This window comes from Tropicimonas isoalkanivorans (genome assembly GCF_900112335.1).
Taxonomy (GTDB): domain Bacteria; phylum Pseudomonadota; class Alphaproteobacteria; order Rhodobacterales; family Rhodobacteraceae; genus Tropicimonas; species Tropicimonas isoalkanivorans.
Genome location: NZ_FOLG01000002.1, coordinates 456327 through 471527, shown reverse-complemented (window position 1 = coordinate 471527; position 15201 = coordinate 456327). Strand labels below are relative to the sequence as shown.

Below are 15201 nucleotides of genomic sequence, written 5' to 3'. Positions count from 1 at the left end.
TGGAGCGCGGGACGAGCGCTGCAATGCCGCGTTCAGTTTCGATGCGGTTGGCCTGCACGCAGGCCGCCCGCATCTCCCTCGGGGAGCCGTGCGGTCGCGGCTGAGCAGGCAGCCCACCGCGCAGTCAAGGAACCTCGCCGACCGTGTCCGCCTTCTCCGCGCCTCGCTCGCCCATCGGTTGCGGCGCGCCGGTGGTCGTATCCTTTTTGGTCTGATGTTCCATTTCGGAGTTCAACTCGGCTCCGAGCAGCACGATAAACGCAGACAGCCACAGCCAGGTCAGCAGGATGATGACGCCGCCAAGGGCCCCATACGTTTCGTTGTAGCTTCCGAAATTGCTCACGTAGAGTGAAAAGGCGATGGACCCGGCAATCCAGACCGTGGTGGCCGCGACCGCGCCAACACTGACCCATTTCCATTGCGGATCTTCGCGCGAGGGTCCGTAGCGAAAGACGACAGCAAGACCCAGAACGGTGAGCAGTGCCAGCACCGGCCAGCGGCCCAAGGCGACGGCCGCCTCCACAGTGTCCGAAAGGCCGAAGGTCCCGAGTAATGCGGGCACGATCAGAGTAAACGCTAGAGCGATGATCAGGCCGACGACCAGAAAAAGCGTCAGTGCGAGTGCCGTGAGATTGAGGGAAATGAAGCCCCGCTCCTCTGACTCGTCATACGCAATATTCATCCCCTCCATGAGCGTTTTCATGCCCTTCGACGCGCTGTAGAGCGACAAGATGATCCCTAGAAGGGCGGCGAACCCGATACCGGTGTCTCCATTCGACGCGACTTTTTCCGCCTGGGTCTGCATGATCGAGGCCGCGCTCTCGGGGAGGACAGCTGCCACCGTATCAAGCTGTTCGCTGATTGTGGTCGGATCGAACGCAAGCCCCGCAATGGAGATCAGGGCTCCGATCGCGGGAAAAATGGCCAACAGTCCGAAGAACGCCACCCCGGCCGAGACGACGGAGACATGGTCGACCGTCATCTCGTCCTTCACACGGAGGAGAATGTCGCGCCAGCCTTGCTTGGGAATGTCTTGAGGATACTCGGCCTGTCGTCCACGGTTCTCGGTCTGCGCCATGTTCACCTCGTTTCGAATTCAACAGACCCATTCGCATTTTGTTCCGCTTGGCTGGGTACTCCCGCTCTCACGGGCTTCCGAAATTGGTAATCTGAGGCGGCGCGATCGGACTATTTCGGACCCCGCAGACCGGGTCTGAATATGTCCCGGGCAGCAATGTCTTGCATGCGCCGGGCTCGGTTCGCTGTGGGACATGCCAGCAAAGTGGGCATCTGCGCTCATGATACTGCCCCTGTGCGATGGTAGTGCTTTTTCAGGAACGACTTGGCGGCTATGGTTGCGGTCACCAAAAAGGCAGAGAGGCATCATGGCGCGACCCGTCGTCGGTATCATCGGCAATCATCACCTGATCGACGATCACTATCCCACCCATGCCGGGGGAACTATGAACTCCGAGGCGGTGGCGGAGGTTGCGGCCGCCGTCCCCATGGTCATTCCGGCGGACCCGCGACTGGTTTCGGTGGCCGATCTGCTGGAAGTCTGCGACGGGTTCCTGTTCACCGGCGGTCGGCCCAACGTGCATCCGGAGGAGTACGGCGAGGCGGAGACGGAGGCTCATGGGGCCTTCGACCGGGCGCGGGACTCGGTGGCCTTGCCGTTGATCCGGGCGCTGGTCGAGCGGGGGCAGCCGTTTCTCGGGATTTGCCGCGGGTTTCAGGAGGTGAATGTGGCGCTGGGCGGCACGCTTTATCCGGAGATCCGGGACCTGCCGGGGCGGATGAACCACCGGATGCCGCCGGACGGCACGCTGGAGGAGAAGTTCGCCCTGCGGCACAAGGTGACCTTCACCGAGGGGGGGCCGTTCCACCGTTTGTTCGGGGCGCGGGAGGTGATGACCAACACGCTCCACGGGCAGGGGATCAAGGACCCTGGAGATCGGATCGTGATCGACGGGGAAGCGGCGGATGGCACGCCGGAGGCGCTCTATGTGGAGGGGGCGCCCGGGTTCACGCTGTCGGTTCAGTGGCACCCCGAATTCAGGGCGGCGCGCGACCCGGTTTCGCGGCCGCTGTTCGAGGCCTTCGGGCGGGCCGTCGCCGACTGGGCGGAGCGGCGCAGGCGGCCGGCGCTGCGGACGGCGTGACCCTGTCCCACGGGTGAGACGGACAGCGTCCGTAAGTATTCCAATGAGTTACGGGCGCGGATTCACGATCCGTTAAGACATTCTGGATGTTGATCCTTCGGTGCCATCTTTCCCGGTTTGCCCCGCCGTGCGGGCAGGCGGGCGTGGCGAAACAGGGTCAACGTCCGAGCGGCAAGTGTCGCCATGGTATCCTACCGGCGATGCCCGAAGACACGCGAACTCAGGTGTGTGTCCGCGTCGACCACGGCGCGGTTTGGCAGGTGTGCGTTCTACGTCATCGTTGAATCCGGCGCACGCGCGCGGCGCTGACCCACATCTGCGGGCTGACGCTCTCGCCGGGAACCGTGACGACGGTCTGCCTTTCTGACCAAGCGACCCAGATTGAATGCAGCCGGACGAAACGCCGGTGCGGAGGCTGGCGTGGCCTTCGCGGGCTGCGCGTCGCATTCCGGTCTTTGAAACAGCTGCCGAGACAGGGCGCGGGAAGGGACAGATCCGAACCCAACGCAACCAACGCCGAAAATCGCGCGTCCCTAAAGGTCCTACATCATCGTGGAGTAATGGTGCCTTAACCCCGACGCCGGTAGTGTTCGTCTTACGATCAAGGCTCAAAAGAAAGTTGACCGGCGCATTGCTCTTGAGGGTTACGTCCTCGACAAGCACGCCAACGCATGAATTGATGAAGGACTCCCGCAATGAGCCGCGTCGAACGTCTCGCTCTCTATATCGCGCTGACCGCGATCACGGCTCTTGCCATTGACGGCGTTCTGCCCGCGATGCCGATGATCGAGGCTGACCTGACGCCGGCGCCGCCGTTTTCGGGCGCACAGATCATTACCGCCCTCGTGCTCGGCATGTCCGTGGGGGAGCTGGTGACGGGGCCGGTCAGCGATGCGGTGGGGCGGAGACCGGCCGTGATCGCCGGGCTGGCGATCTTCGTCCTCGGCACGATCCTCGCAGCCATGGCGCCCAGCTTCGAGACGTTGGTCTTTGGCCGATTTCTTCAAGGTGTGGGCGTGGCCGGGCCGAAGATCGGAACGCGGGCAATGATCCGGGACCGGTATGCGGGCGCCGACATGGCGAAGGTCATGTCCATCATCTTCACGTTGCTCATCCTGGTCCCCATGGTGGCGCCGGCCATCGGTGCAGCCGTCGCGGCCGTTACTGGCTGGCGCGGCGTTTTCTGGGCCTATCTGACCTTGGCTGCCGGACTCGGGACATGGCTCTGGACCCGGCATCCCGAGACTCTGCCCGTTGAACGACGCGTGCCCTTGCAACCTCGGCGGCTGGCGCGGAACCTTGCGGGGGTGGTGCGCCGGATCGACGTGATGCCCGTTGTGATCGCCACCGGCTTCACGTTCGGGGCGCAGCTTACGTATTTTGCAGTGGCTGCGGATATCTTCGGCGAGCTGTACGGGCTCCCGACGATGATGCCGGCGCTGTTTGCCATTCTTGCGACGGGCACGGGCGCGGCGCTGCTGCTGAACGTCCGCCTCGTCGGGCGCACCGGCATGGAGCGGCCGATCCTCGCAGGGCTGGTGTTGCAGGGCGCGTCGGGACTGGGCCTGCTTGCGGCATCGGCGCTTACCGGGGGTCAGCCGCCTTTGGCGGTGCTGATCGGACTGGGGTGGGTCGGCTTCTTTGCCCTCGGCCTTCTGTTCGGCAATCTCAACGCCTTCGCCATGCGGCCGCTCGGAGATCTTGCGGGGCTGGGGTCGTCTATCATCGCGTCGGTCTCGAGCCTCGTGGCATTCGCGTTCGCTTCGGCGGTGGAGATGGTGGCAGAAGGGCCGGTTTGGGCCGTCGCCTGGGCCTTCGTGCTGGCCGCGCTGCTCTCCGCCGTCTTCATCCTGCTCGCTGTTCCGGACGGGTCGCGCAAACGGTTGCTCCGGACGATCGGCGGCCGCAGGTGATCCTCGGGGCGCTTTTCCGTTCGGATGGGCGCCGTGTCAGCCCACCGGCCGTGCCATCTTCCACCGCTTCAGTTCCACGCCGTTTCGCACTGCCGTTTCTCCCTCCACGACCGTCCAGCCGCGGGGTTCGAGGAAGCGGCGGGCGAGGTGGCTGGCGTTGGTGGTCAGACGTGTGACGCCGCGGCCATCGGCCCAGGCGGCGAAGGCATCGTAGAGGGTGGTGGCGAGGCCGGTGCCGCGCCAGCGGGGGCGCACGAAGAAGAGGTCCATGTGACCGGACGGGGAACTGGTGAGGAAGCCCGCGACCGCGCCTTCGGCTTCGGCGAGCCAGGTGGTGCCGTCGGCAAGGCGGGGCGGCAGCCAGTCTTCCACGGTGTCGCTCGGGGCCCAGGCCATGGCCTGTTCCGGCGTGTAGAACGGGGCGGTGCCGTTGCGGATGGCGTCGACGTAGGCCGCATGGCAGGCGGCCGCATCGGCCGTGCTGCCGGGGCGGAGGGGCCAGGTCATGTGACGATGGCCTTCACCTTGTAGTCCGGGTTGTCCCAGAGGCGGTCTTTCATGATCTCGGCCAGGATCTCTACGGCGCGGTCGACCTCCGCCTCGCCGATGTAGAGCGGGGTGAGGCCGAAGCGCATGATGTCCGGCGCGCGGAAATCGCCGACGACGCCGCGGGCGATGAGCGCCTGCATCGCGGCGTAGCCGTGCTCGAAGTGGAACGAGACCTGGGAGCCGCGGCGTTCGGGGTCGCGTGGGGAGGCGAGGCGGAGCTGCGGGCAGGTTTCCTCCACCCCGGCGATGAACCGCTCCGAGAGCGCGATGGAGCGGGCGCGGACGTCGTGGATGTCCACCTGGTCCCAGACATCCAGCGCGGCGTCGAGGGCGGCGAGTTGCAGGACCGGCGGGGTGCCGACGCGCATCCGGGCGACCTTGCTGGCCGGGCGGTAGGCCGGATCGAAGGCGAAGGGCGCGTCGTGGCCCTGCCAGCCTTGCAGCGCGGTGTCGGCCTTTTCGGCGTGGCGGGGGGCGACGTAGATGAAGGCGGGCGCGCCGGGGCCGGCGTTGATGTACTTGTACGTGCAGCCCGCCGCGAAATCGACGTTCGCCGCCGCGAGGTCCACCGGAACGGCGCCGAAGGAATGGGCGAGGTCCCACACGGTGAGCGCGCTGACTTCGTGGGCGCGGGCGGTGAGGGCGGCCACGTCGTGACGGCGGCCGGTGCGATAGTCCACCTCCGTCAGCATGAGCACGGCGACCTCGTCGGTGAGGGCTTCGGCCACGTCCTCCGGGGCGACGGTCACGAGGCGGGTGCCGTGGCCGAGGGTGCGGGCGAGGCCCTCGGCCATGTAGAGATCGGAGGGGAAGTTGCCGGTGTCCGACAGGATGACGCGGCGTTCCGGGCGCAGGGCGAGGGCGGCGGCGAGGGCCTGGTAGACCTTGATCGAGAGCGTGTCGCCCACCACCACGTGTCCCGGCTCCGCGCCGATCAGGGCGGCGATGCGGTCGCCGAGGGTTTCGGGCATCATGTGCCAGCCGGCCTTCACCCAGCCGCCGATCAGCATGTCCCGCCATTCCGGCTGCAGCACCCGCGCCACGCGGTCGGGGGCAGCTTTGGGCATGGGGCCGAGCGAGTTGCCGTCGAGGTAGATCACGCCGTCGGGCAGCAGGAACTGGTCGCGGGTCCAGGCGAAGTCGGTCATCGGGCGCACATTCCTTCCATCGGTGGACTCCGACAGAGCGCAGCCGGCGCGTTGGTGCAAGAGTCTTTCGCGCGCCGTGGCCGTTTGCGGCTCCACACCGCGACGTTGGTGCGATCCGGCGGTTGGCCGTTCCGCTATTCTATGGTGACCGACAGGGTGTAGCCGACGGTCTTGCCGGTATCCCGGTCGTTACCCATCAGGTAGACGCGGATTGTGTAGTCGCCGCTTTCGGGCAAGTCGACCTCGTCGTAGCCGTCAGGGCTCATGGACCCGTTGAAGATCGCCACGTTGTCGCTGCCTGGCGGCAGAATGTTGAAGAAGGGGCTGCCGGTGCCATCGGTCGACTCAACGGAGAGCGCCGCGGCCATTGTCTGTCCGGCGGACGCCCCGAGAACGTAGTCCGCGTAGGCGTCGCCGGTGATCGTGCCGCTGACGGCGGCGTTGTCGTTGCCGGGCTCGAACTGGATGCGGCCCGTTTGCTGCGCGCGGGCCGATAGCGCGCCGAGGGTCAGAGCACCGGCAAGGGCAATGGCGATAGGACGGTTCATAGGGGCCTCCGTTTCGGGGGTGTTCGGGGTCGTCTCCTGCTGCTTCGGCGACCTACAGAGCGCTTTCGTCGGTCATCGACGTGATGCCGGTGGTGGTGCCGTCGCTGTAGGCGATGCACTGCCACTGCGCCCGGTCGGGGCCGACGCCGACGCGGACCATGGTGCCGGCCTCGGAGAATTCGGAGCCGAGGAGGGTGACGTCGGGATTGCCGGTGGTGGCGGTCACGTCGCGCAGGCAGGCCTGCTCGGCCGGTGTCGGCGTTCCGGTGGCGGCAACGGTCGTGTCACTTTGCTCGCAGGCCATGAGGGCGAGCGGGGCGGCGAATAGAAATACTCTGTGCATATCGAATCCTCCTCTGTGTGGGATCAGGGTCGCCGCCTGCACGGGGGTGTGGCAAGAGGGACGTTCAATCGGACCCGAGTCATACCGATGAGGGCGACGCCGGGCGGGCACAGCAACCGGGGGATGAGTGGCCATGGAGAACGGGGACGGGGACGGGAAGATAGCGCTTCGGCACTGGGTGGACCTGCCGCCGGTCTGGCTGCTGCTGTTCCTGCTGCTGGCGCGCATTCAGGCGGTGCGGGTGCCTGTGGGGGCGATCGACACGCCGCTGACGGACCTTCTGGCCGGCCTTTTGATCGGCGGCGGGCTGCTTCTGATGGCGGTTGCCGTCATGCAGATGCGGCAGAACCGGACGACGATTATCCCGCACCGGCACGCCGATTTCCTGGTGACCAACGGCGTCTTCGGCCGGTCGCGCAACCCGATCTACCTTGCCGATACGCTCATCCTGACGGGCTTCATCGTCCACTGGAGCGCCTGGCCCAGCCTGATCCTCGTGCCGCTCTTCGTCTGGCTCATCACCGACCGCTTCATCCTGCAGGAGGAGGAACGGCTGCGCGCCGATTTTGGCGCGCGCTGGGAGGACTGGGCGGCGCGAACCCGGCGCTGGCTCTGAGCATAACGACGCGGTTTGCCTCAATGGGCTGGTAAACACGCGATAGGGGTGCGATGAAACGCCGGGAGTACGCGACGACCCGCGGCATGCCCTCGTATGCTGCGAATCTGAACGAAGAGGACCAGCACGTGAAGATAGGGACACCGAAGGAAGTTTTCCCTGGCGAGGCGCGGGTGGCGATGACGCCCGACAGCGCGCTCGCCTTGCAAAAGCTTGGATATGACTGCGCCATAGAGAGCGGGGCCGGAATGGCCGCCGGCTTCTCCGACGCGGTCTACAAGGACGCCGGGGTTGAGGTTCTGGAGACGGCGGAGGCGCTTTATGAGGCGGCCGACATCATCGCCAAGGTGCGCCCGCCCAGCGAGGAAGAGGTCGCGCGGCTTTCCGGCGACAAGACCCTGATTTCATTCTTCTATCCGGCCTCGAACGAGCCGCTGATGGAAGCGGCGAAGGCGCAGGGCGCCTCCGTCATCGCGATGGACATGGTGCCCCGTATCTCCCGCGCGCAGAAAATGGACGCACTGAGCTCCATGGCCAACATCGCGGGCTACCGCGCGGTGATCGAAGCCGGCAACAACTTCGGCCGGTTCTTCACCGGGCAGGTGACGGCCGCCGGCAAGGTGCCCCCGGCGAAGGTGCTGGTGATCGGCGCGGGCGTGGCCGGGCTTGCCGCCATCGGCACGTCGACCTCGCTTGGCGCCATCACCTACGCGTTTGACGTGCGCCCCGAGGTGGCCGAGCAGATCGAGTCCATGGGTGCGGAGTTCGTCTTCCTCGACTTCGAGGAGGAAAGCCAGGATGGCGCCGCGACCGGCGGCTATGCCGCGCCGTCGAGCCCCGAGTTCCGGGAAAAGCAGCTTGAGAAGTTCCGCGAGCTGGCGCCCGAGATCGACATCGTCATCACCACCGCGCTGATCCCGAACCGGGACGCGCCGGTGCTGTGGACGAAGGACATGGTCGAGGCGATGAAGCCGGGCTCGGTGATCGTGGACCTTGCTGCCGAGCGCGGCGGCAACTGCGAGCTGACGGTGAAGGACGAGAAGATCGTGACCGACAACGGCGTCACGATCGTCGGCTACACCGACTTCCCCAGCCGGATGGCAACGCAGTCCTCCTCGCTTTACGCCTCGAACATCCGTCACATGATGACCGATTTGACGCCCGAGAAGGACGGCAAGGTCAACCACAACATGGAAGACGACGTGATCCGCGGCGCGACGATCACCCACGCGGGCGAGATCACCTTCCCGCCGCCGCCGCCCAAGGTTCAGGCAATCGCGACGCAGCCGAAGAAGGACAAGCCGAAGGAGCTGACCCGGGAGGAGAAGCAGGCGCAGGAGCTTGCGGCTTTCAAGAAGCAGACGCGCAGCCAGGTGACCCTGCTCGCGGTGGGCGCGATCGTGCTGCTGCTGATCGGGCTGGTGGCCCCGGCGAGCTTCATGCAGCACTTCATCGTGTTCGTGCTGTCGATCTTCGTCGGCTTCCAGGTGATCTGGAACGTCTCGCACAGCCTGCACACGCCGCTGATGGCGGTGACCAACGCGATCTCGTCGATCATCATTCTCGGCGCGCTGATGCAGATCGGCTCCGGCTCGTTCCTGGTGATCCTGCTGGCGTCGCTGTCGGTGTTCATGGCCGGCATCAACATCTTCGGCGGCTTCTTCGTCACCCGGCGCATGCTCGCCATGTTCCAGAAATCGTAAGGAGTAGAGGGCAATGGATTTCGGATTTACGACGGCAGCCTATGTGGTTGCGGCGGTCCTCTTCATCCTGTCGCTCGGCGGTCTTTCTGGACAGGAAAGCGCCAAGCGGGCGGTGTGGTACGGCATTGCCGGCATGGCGCTGGCGGTTGTCGCGACGCTGGTGGGGCCCGGCTCGGGGCTCTGGCTGCTCTCGGTCATCCTGATCGCGGGCGGCGGGGCGATCGGCCTTTACGTCGCCAAGCGCGTGCAGATGACGGAGATGCCGCAACTGGTCGCGGCGATGCACTCGTTGGTGGGTCTGGCGGCTGTGTTCGTGGGCTTCAACGCGCATTTCGAGGCGGCCCGCGTGATGGCAATGGCGCCGGAACAGCGGGAGATGCTGGAAGGCTTCGCCGCGGTGCTGGCGCACAAGACGCCGGTCGAACTCTCGATCCTGAAGGTCGAGCTGTTCCTCGGGGTCTTTATCGGGGCGATCACCTTCACCGGTTCGGTGGTGGCCTTCGGCAAGCTCGCGGGCAAGATCGACGGCAAGCCGAAGCAGCTTGTCGGCGGGCACCTGCTGAACGCGGCGGCCGCGGCGGTCTCGCTGCTCTGCCTGGTCTGGTACTTCAACACCGGCGGCTTCTTCCCGCTGTTCCTGATGACGCTGCTGGCGCTCTTCATCGGCTATCACCTGATCATGGGGATCGGCGGGGCGGACATGCCCGTGGTCGTCTCGATGCTCAACAGCTACTCGGGCTGGGCCGCGGCGGCGATCGGCTTCACGCTTGGCAATGACCTGCTGATCGTGACCGGTGCGCTTGTGGGCTCCTCGGGGGCGATCCTGAGCTACATCATGTGCAAGGCGATGAACCGGCACTTCGTCAGTGTCATCCTGGGCGGCTTCGGCGGCACCGGGGAGGCGGCGGCGGAGGTCGAGGGCGAGCAGATCGCCATCGACGCCGACGGCGTGGCGGGCCTGCTGGAGGACGCCGACAGCGTGATCATCGTGCCGGGCTACGGCATGGCGGTGGCGCAGGCGCAGCAGAACGTGGCGGAACTGACCCGCCGCCTGCGGGCGCAGGGCAAGGAGGTGCGCTTCGGCATCCACCCCGTCGCTGGGCGCCTGCCGGGGCACATGAACGTGCTGCTGGCGGAGGCCAAGGTGCCCTACGACATCGTGCTGGAGATGGACGAGATCAACGACGACTTCCCGTCGACGGACGTGGCCATCGTGATCGGTTCCAACGACATCGTGAACCCTGCTGCGCAGGAGGACCCCAACAGCCCCATCGCCGGCATGCCGGTGCTGGAGGTGTGGAAGGCCAAGACGGTCATCGTCTCCAAGCGGGGGCAGGGGACCGGCTACTCCGGCATCCAGAACCCGCTCTTCTTCAAGGAGAACACGCGGATGTTCTTCGGTGACGCGAAGAAGAGCCTGGACGATCTGCTCAGCCGGATCAGCTAAGGGCCGGCACAGGCCCGTGACACGGCCCGGCCCGGATGGCGGACAAGCTGCCAACCGGGCCGGGCGACACCGCCGCGCCTTAGCCCGCGGCCTGCCGTGCGATCTCGGCGACGTCTTGGCTGAGCGTGACCGCGCGCTCCAGCGCCTCCAACGGAATCCACTTCGCATCCAGCGCGTCGTCGGCCGCCAGCGGCTCCCCATGCTCCCATTCGCATCGAACGGCGATCAGCACGAAGTGCTGGCGCAATGCGCCGTCGGGACGGTCGTAGGCGTCGACCGCGTTGAAGACGCATTGGGCCTTTGCCCGGACGCCCGTTTCCTCGAGCAGTTCCCGCTCTGCGGCGTCGAGGATCTGTTCCCCGAACTCGACCTTGCCACCGGGAAATCCCCAGAGGCCCGCGTCCGGCGGGTTGGCGCGCTGGACCAAAAGGACGGAGCGCTCGCGTATGACGACGGCGAGCACTGCGACGACAGGGCGTAGGGCGCCGTGGGAAGCGGTTTGCGGCACGTCTGAACCTCCTGATCTGTGGCACTGCCGTCTTCTCACAGTCCGCCGTCCGGAGCGACCGGATTGTCCCGCCGGCCAGCGGGCCGGCACTGGACGCAAGGAGAGGGCGCGGGCTGTCGCCGATCTGCATCATCTTGCCGAGTCGAAAAAAAATCGCGCACGCCGCAAAATCTATCCTTGCAACGAATCCCATTCTGCCCCATCTGCCGCGATAAGACGCCAACGCACGCGCCTCTGGCCTGAAGCATCTCGCGACACGTGTTTACGTAGCGACGGTAACGTCTCCCTTGGAACTGAGCGGTCATATATGGCCGGGTCTATTGGAGATGACCGATGACGATGCATTTCGGCGAGGCGCAAGCCTCGGTCGCCGCCCTTCCCGTACCCTCTCGTCTGGACGCCTACCTGGCGCAGACCGCCTTCGACCGCCCGACGCTGGTCATCGACGTCGACCGCGTCGAGCAGCAGTTCCTCGCGCTGAAGGCCGGTCTCGGTGAGGCGGACATCCACTATGCGGTCAAAGCCAACCCGGCCCGCGAAGTGATCGCACGTCTGGTCGAACTCGGCTCTCATTTCGATGCGGCGTCCCGGGGTGAGATCGAGCTCTGCCTGTCGCTCGGCGCGCGTCCGGAGGCAATTTCCTTCGGCAACACGATCAAACGCGCCTCCGACATCGCCTTCGCCTATGCCGCGGGCATCACGCTCTTTGCCGCCGACGCGGAGGAGGAGCTGGAGAAGATCGCCCACCACGCCCCCGGCGCGCAGGTCTACATCCGCATCATCGTCGAAAACAGCGAGGCCGACTGGCCGCTGTCCCGCAAGTTCGGCTGTGACCGTGACACCGCGATGGTGCTGCTGGCCCATGCCAAGATGCTGGGGCTGGACCCGGTGGGCCTGTCGTTCCACGTCGGCTCCCAGACCCGCAAGGCGGAGATGTGGGGCGCGACGCTGGACCAGATGGCGCGCATCTGGACCGACGCCCGCGAGCGCGGCCACGACCTGCGCCTGCTCAACATCGGCGGTGGCTTCCCGGCGTTCTACGGCGAGGCCATTCAGGCTCCGACCGACTACGCTGCTGGCGTCATGCGCATGGTTCACGCCCGGTTCGGGGCTGTGGAGCGGATCATGGCGGAGCCGGGCCGTGGCCTTGTGGCCGAGGCTGGCGCCATTGCCTGCGAAGTGATGCTGGTGTCGCGCAAGTCGACCCGCGACACGCACCGCTGGGTCTACCTCGACATCGGCAAGTTCTCCGGGCTGGCCGAGACCATCGACGAGGCGATCCGCTACCAGTTCGAGACGCCGCGCGACGGCGACGCGACGGGCCCCTGCATCCTCGCCGGGCCGTCCTGCGACAGCGCGGACGTGCTCTACGAGAAGCGGCCGATGCCGATGCCGCTGAGCCTGCGCGCGGGGGACCGCGTGGTGATCCGCAACGCGGGCGCCTACACCTCGAGCTACTCCTCTGTGGGCTTCAACGGCTTCCCGCCGCTGGACGTGGTCGTCATCTGACGCTCCCGCAAGATATCTGTAACCGCGACCGGCCGGGCAGGGGACTGCGCGGCCGGTTCTCGTTTCGGGGGCCGTATGCCGCCGCATGCGGAGAAATCTTTTTACAGGCCTGTTTCCGCAGGGTTATCTGGCCCTCATGAGTGATCCCGCCCCCGCCCCTGTCCCGTCGGACCATCCGCGCCGCTACGAGCTGGCCAACGAGCTGCATGCGCGGCCCTTTCCGGAGGTCTCCGCCCCGTGCCGGGCGATGTATCTGGCGTTCAAGCAGCCGCGCGATGCCGCCACGCGGGACCGAGCGGAGGACCGGGCGCATCTGGTGGTGTTGCTCGACCGGTTCGGCGCGCCCCATCCGAAGCCGGGGGCGACGCATTGGATCGGCCGACTCGGGCGGCATACGCTGAAGTGGGAGTGCCATACCGAATTCACCACCTACACGCTGTTTCTGGACGGGTTGGAGGCGCGGCCGTTCGATCCGGCCGACTACGAGGTGCTGCCGGCCAACTGGCTGGCGGCGGCGCCGGGGTTGAGGATCGCCTCCGCGATGATCCGGATCGAGGTGCTGGAGAACGGCGCCGAGGAGGCGGTGGCGGAGCGGTTGGACGAGTGGTTCGTCGCCGAGAGCCTGTCGGCGGGCTACGTGCTGGACGAGGTGGCCATCGTCGCGAGCGATTTCCGCATCGACACCGCGGGTCACGTGCGGTTCGCGCTATTCGTCCGCCCCGACGTAGGCGCGCGGCGGATCGGGCGGATCGTGCAGCGGCTGACGGAGATCGAGATCTACTCCGCGATGTCGCTGCTGGGCCTGCCGCGCGCGCGGGACGTGAGCGCGCGTATGGGGGAGATCGACAAGCAACTCGTGACGCTGATGAGCGATCTGACGGGGGATAGTCGGCCCGCCGAGGAGGCTTTGGGAAAGCTGCTGAACGTGTCGGCGGAGCTGGAGAACCTGCTGGCGACCGCGTCCTTCCGTTTCGGCGCGACGGCGGCCTACGAGGCGATCGTGCACGACCGGGTGCGGGTGCTGCGGGAGAGCCGGTTTGCCGGCCGGCAACTGTTCAGCGAATTCGTGTCGCGCCGGTACGACCCGGCCATGCGGACGATCCGCTCCACCGAGGCGCGGCTGAGGACGATGGCCGAGCGCGCGGCGCGGGCGGGGGATCTGTTGCGGACGCGGGTGGATGTGGAACGGCAGGCACAGAACCAGAGGCTCCTGGAGAGCATGGACCGCCGGGCCGACCTGGCGCTGAAGCTGCAGCACACGGTCGAGGGGCTGTCGGTGGTGGCGATCAGCTACTACGCGCTGAACCTGGCGAGCTATGCCACCTATCCGTTCTACGAGGCGGTGGGGCTGAGCAAGGGGCTTGCGACGGCGCTGCTGACGCCTGTCGTCGTGCTGGTGGTGTTCCTGATGATCCGGCGAATTCGCAAGGGAATGCACTGAGCGGCGCGCGTGCGTCGGCAGGGGCGACGATCGCCCCTTGCCATTGCCCGCGCCGGGCGGGATTGTGGCGGGCGACCCACCCCGCCCAAGGAGATTTCCATGCCCGTGAGGAACCGTTTCGGCGAGTTGCATCCCGAGATCATCACCTGGCGGCACGATTTTCACCGTCATCCCGAGCTTCTGTTCGACACCCATCGGACCGCCGAAACGGTCGCCGGGAAGCTCCGTGCGTTCGGCTGCGACGAGGTGGAGACGGGCATCGGCGGACCGGGGGTCGTGGGGGTGATCCGCGGGCGGCAGACGGGCTCGGGCAAGGTGATCGGGCTGCGGGCGGACATGGACGCGCTGCCGATCGAGGAAGATACGGGCGTGCCCTATGCCTCCCAGACGCCGGGGGTGATGCATGCCTGTGGGCACGACGGGCACACCGCCATGCTGCTCGGCGCGGCGCAGTACCTAGCGGAGACGCGGAATTTCGACGGGACGGTGGCGGTGATCTTCCAGCCCGCCGAAGAGGGCGGTGCCGGTGGGCGGGAGATGTGCCGGGACGGGCTGATGGAACGCTTCGGCATTCAGGAAGTCTACGGCATGCATAACTGGCCCGGCCTGCCGCTGGGCAGTTTCGCGATCCGGCCGGGGCCGTTCTTTGCGGCGACGGACACGTTCGACATTGTCTTTCGCGGGCGGGGCGGCCACGCGGCAAAGCCGCACGAGACGGTCGATCCTGTCGTGATGGCGAGCCACGCGGTCGTCGCGATTCAGGGGATCGTGGCGCGGAATGCGGACCCGGTGGAAAATCTGGTGGTTTCCGTCACGTCCGTCGAGACGTCGAGCAAGGCCTACAATGTGATCCCGCAGGAGGTGCGGCTGAAGGGCACGACGCGGTCCCTCATGCCCGCGGTTCAGGATCTGGCCGAGCGGCGACTTGGCGAGATCGCGCAGGGGACGGCGGCGCTGTTCGGGGGAACGGCGGAGGTGAGTTACCGGCGCAATTACCCAGTGATGGTCAATTCCGAGGTGCAGACGGCGTTTGCGGCGGAGGTGGCGCGCAGCGTGGCGGGGGCCTGCGCGGAGGCGCCGTTGGTGATGGGGGGGGAGGATTTCGCCTTCATGTTGCAGGAGCGTCCGGGCGCCTACATCCTGCTGGGCAATGGCGACACCGCGTCGGTTCATCACCCGCAGTACGATTTCAACGACGCGGCGATCCCGGCCGGCTGCTCCTGGTGGGTTGAGATCGCGGAAGCGCGGATGCCGCTCGGCTGAGGGGCGTTTGGAGATTTCGCGGTCCGGTGCCGCCGGAGCAACTGGCGGAGC

14 protein-coding genes are annotated in these 15201 nt (G+C 66.6%); 8 read left to right on the top strand and 6 right to left on the bottom strand.

What is annotated here, in order from left to right:
* Positions 1-124: 124 nt before the first annotated feature.
* On the bottom strand, positions 125-1078 hold the full coding sequence (locus BM075_RS06495; RefSeq protein WP_093359828.1) for a YihY/virulence factor BrkB family protein: 954 nt from the start codon (positions 1076-1078) through the stop codon (positions 125-127).
* A 307-nt stretch (positions 1079-1385) separates the two neighbouring features.
* Here BM075_RS06495 and BM075_RS06490 point away from each other — a divergent pair, with 307 nt between their 5' ends.
* Both BM075_RS06490 and BM075_RS06485 read left to right on the top strand, forming a co-directional pair.
* On the top strand, positions 1386-2162 hold the full coding sequence (locus tag BM075_RS06490; RefSeq protein WP_093359827.1) for a gamma-glutamyl-gamma-aminobutyrate hydrolase family protein: 777 nt from the start codon (positions 1386-1388) through the stop codon (positions 2160-2162).
* 695 nt (positions 2163-2857) lie between these two features.
* Positions 2858-4075, top strand: coding sequence for an MFS transporter (locus tag BM075_RS06485; protein WP_093359826.1), 1218 nt, complete (start codon positions 2858-2860; stop codon positions 4073-4075).
* A 36-nt stretch (positions 4076-4111) separates the two neighbouring features.
* Here BM075_RS06485 and BM075_RS06480 read toward each other — a convergent pair whose 3' ends face one another.
* The 4 genes from BM075_RS06480 to BM075_RS06465 form a co-directional block, all read right to left on the bottom strand.
* On the bottom strand, positions 4112-4582 hold the full coding sequence (locus BM075_RS06480; RefSeq protein ID WP_093359825.1) for a GNAT family N-acetyltransferase: 471 nt from the start codon (positions 4580-4582) through the stop codon (positions 4112-4114).
* On the bottom strand, positions 4579-5772 hold the full coding sequence (kynU, locus tag BM075_RS06475; protein ID WP_093359824.1) for a kynureninase: 1194 nt from the start codon (positions 5770-5772) through the stop codon (positions 4579-4581). Before kynU ends, BM075_RS06480 begins: the two co-directional genes overlap by 4 nt.
* Positions 5773-5906: 134 nt before the next feature.
* Positions 5907-6320, bottom strand: coding sequence for a hypothetical protein (locus tag BM075_RS06470; protein WP_093359823.1), 414 nt, complete (start codon positions 6318-6320; stop codon positions 5907-5909).
* Between the two features lie 52 nt (positions 6321-6372).
* Positions 6373-6663 carry a hypothetical protein gene (locus BM075_RS06465; protein ID WP_093359822.1) on the bottom strand — a complete coding sequence of 97 codons (291 nt, stop codon included), beginning with the start codon at positions 6661-6663 and terminating at the stop codon, positions 6373-6375.
* 133 nt (positions 6664-6796) lie between these two features.
* Between BM075_RS06465 and BM075_RS06460 the strand changes: the two genes are divergently transcribed.
* The 3 genes from BM075_RS06460 to BM075_RS06450 all read left to right on the top strand — a co-directional run bounded on the left by BM075_RS06460 (position 6797) and on the right by BM075_RS06450 (position 10429).
* Entirely contained in the window at positions 6797-7279 is a 483-nt protein-coding gene (locus tag BM075_RS06460) for a methyltransferase family protein (protein WP_093359821.1), read from the top strand.
* A 128-nt stretch (positions 7280-7407) separates the two neighbouring features.
* The gene (locus BM075_RS06455) at positions 7408-8982 is read left to right on the top strand and encodes a Re/Si-specific NAD(P)(+) transhydrogenase subunit alpha (protein WP_093359981.1); all 1575 of its coding nucleotides are present in this window, start codon (positions 7408-7410) and stop codon (positions 8980-8982) included.
* A gap of 13 nt (positions 8983-8995) precedes the next feature.
* Positions 8996-10429 carry an NAD(P)(+) transhydrogenase (Re/Si-specific) subunit beta gene (locus BM075_RS06450; RefSeq protein WP_093359820.1) on the top strand — a complete coding sequence of 478 codons (1434 nt, stop codon included), beginning with the start codon at positions 8996-8998 and terminating at the stop codon, positions 10427-10429.
* Between the two features lie 79 nt (positions 10430-10508).
* Here the strand turns inward: BM075_RS06450 and BM075_RS06445 are convergent, their stop codons facing one another.
* The gene (locus BM075_RS06445; RefSeq protein ID WP_093359819.1) at positions 10509-10937 is read right to left on the bottom strand and encodes an NUDIX hydrolase; all 429 of its coding nucleotides are present in this window, start codon (positions 10935-10937) and stop codon (positions 10509-10511) included.
* 333 nt (positions 10938-11270) lie between these two features.
* On the opposite strand from BM075_RS06445, the gene BM075_RS06440 reads away from it, so the two are divergent.
* The 3 genes from BM075_RS06440 to BM075_RS06430 all read left to right on the top strand — a co-directional run bounded on the left by BM075_RS06440 (position 11271) and on the right by BM075_RS06430 (position 15150).
* A complete protein-coding gene (locus BM075_RS06440; protein ID WP_093359818.1) occupies positions 11271-12446 on the top strand; it encodes a type III PLP-dependent enzyme in 1176 nt (391 codons plus the stop codon).
* A gap of 136 nt (positions 12447-12582) precedes the next feature.
* On the top strand, positions 12583-13887 hold the full coding sequence (locus BM075_RS06435) for a DUF3422 family protein (protein WP_093359980.1): 1305 nt from the start codon (positions 12583-12585) through the stop codon (positions 13885-13887).
* Positions 13888-13986: 99 nt separating this feature from the next.
* Complete coding sequence (locus BM075_RS06430; protein WP_093359817.1) at positions 13987-15150, top strand: M20 aminoacylase family protein; 1164 nt, start codon at positions 13987-13989, stop codon at positions 15148-15150.
* Positions 15151-15201: the final 51 nt, after the last annotated feature.

What these genes read in the sequence shown, in the direction of transcription:
- BM075_RS06495 (WP_093359828.1), bottom strand. Translation starts at nt 1,078, where the DNA reads ATGGCGCAGACCGAGAACCGTGGACGACAGGCCGAGTATCCTCAAGAC.
- BM075_RS06485 (WP_093359826.1), top strand. Translation starts at nt 2,858, where the DNA reads ATGAGCCGCGTCGAACGTCTCGCTCTCTATATCGCGCTGACCGCGATC.
- BM075_RS06465 (WP_093359822.1), bottom strand. Translation starts at nt 6,663, where the DNA reads ATGCACAGAGTATTTCTATTCGCCGCCCCGCTCGCCCTCATGGCCTGC.
- BM075_RS06480 (WP_093359825.1), bottom strand. Translation starts at nt 4,582, where the DNA reads ATGACCTGGCCCCTCCGCCCCGGCAGCACGGCCGATGCGGCCGCCTGC.
- BM075_RS06440 (WP_093359818.1), top strand. Translation starts at nt 11,271, where the DNA reads ATGACGATGCATTTCGGCGAGGCGCAAGCCTCGGTCGCCGCCCTTCCC.
- BM075_RS06460 (WP_093359821.1), top strand. Translation starts at nt 6,797, where the DNA reads ATGGAGAACGGGGACGGGGACGGGAAGATAGCGCTTCGGCACTGGGTG.
- BM075_RS06490 (WP_093359827.1), top strand. Translation starts at nt 1,386, where the DNA reads ATGGCGCGACCCGTCGTCGGTATCATCGGCAATCATCACCTGATCGAC.
- BM075_RS06470 (WP_093359823.1), bottom strand. Translation starts at nt 6,320, where the DNA reads ATGAACCGTCCTATCGCCATTGCCCTTGCCGGTGCTCTGACCCTCGGC.
- kynU (WP_093359824.1), bottom strand. Translation starts at nt 5,772, where the DNA reads ATGACCGACTTCGCCTGGACCCGCGACCAGTTCCTGCTGCCCGACGGC.
- BM075_RS06435 (WP_093359980.1), top strand. Translation starts at nt 12,583, where the DNA reads ATGAGTGATCCCGCCCCCGCCCCTGTCCCGTCGGACCATCCGCGCCGC.
- BM075_RS06430 (WP_093359817.1), top strand. Translation starts at nt 13,987, where the DNA reads ATGCCCGTGAGGAACCGTTTCGGCGAGTTGCATCCCGAGATCATCACC.
- BM075_RS06450 (WP_093359820.1), top strand. Translation starts at nt 8,996, where the DNA reads ATGGATTTCGGATTTACGACGGCAGCCTATGTGGTTGCGGCGGTCCTC.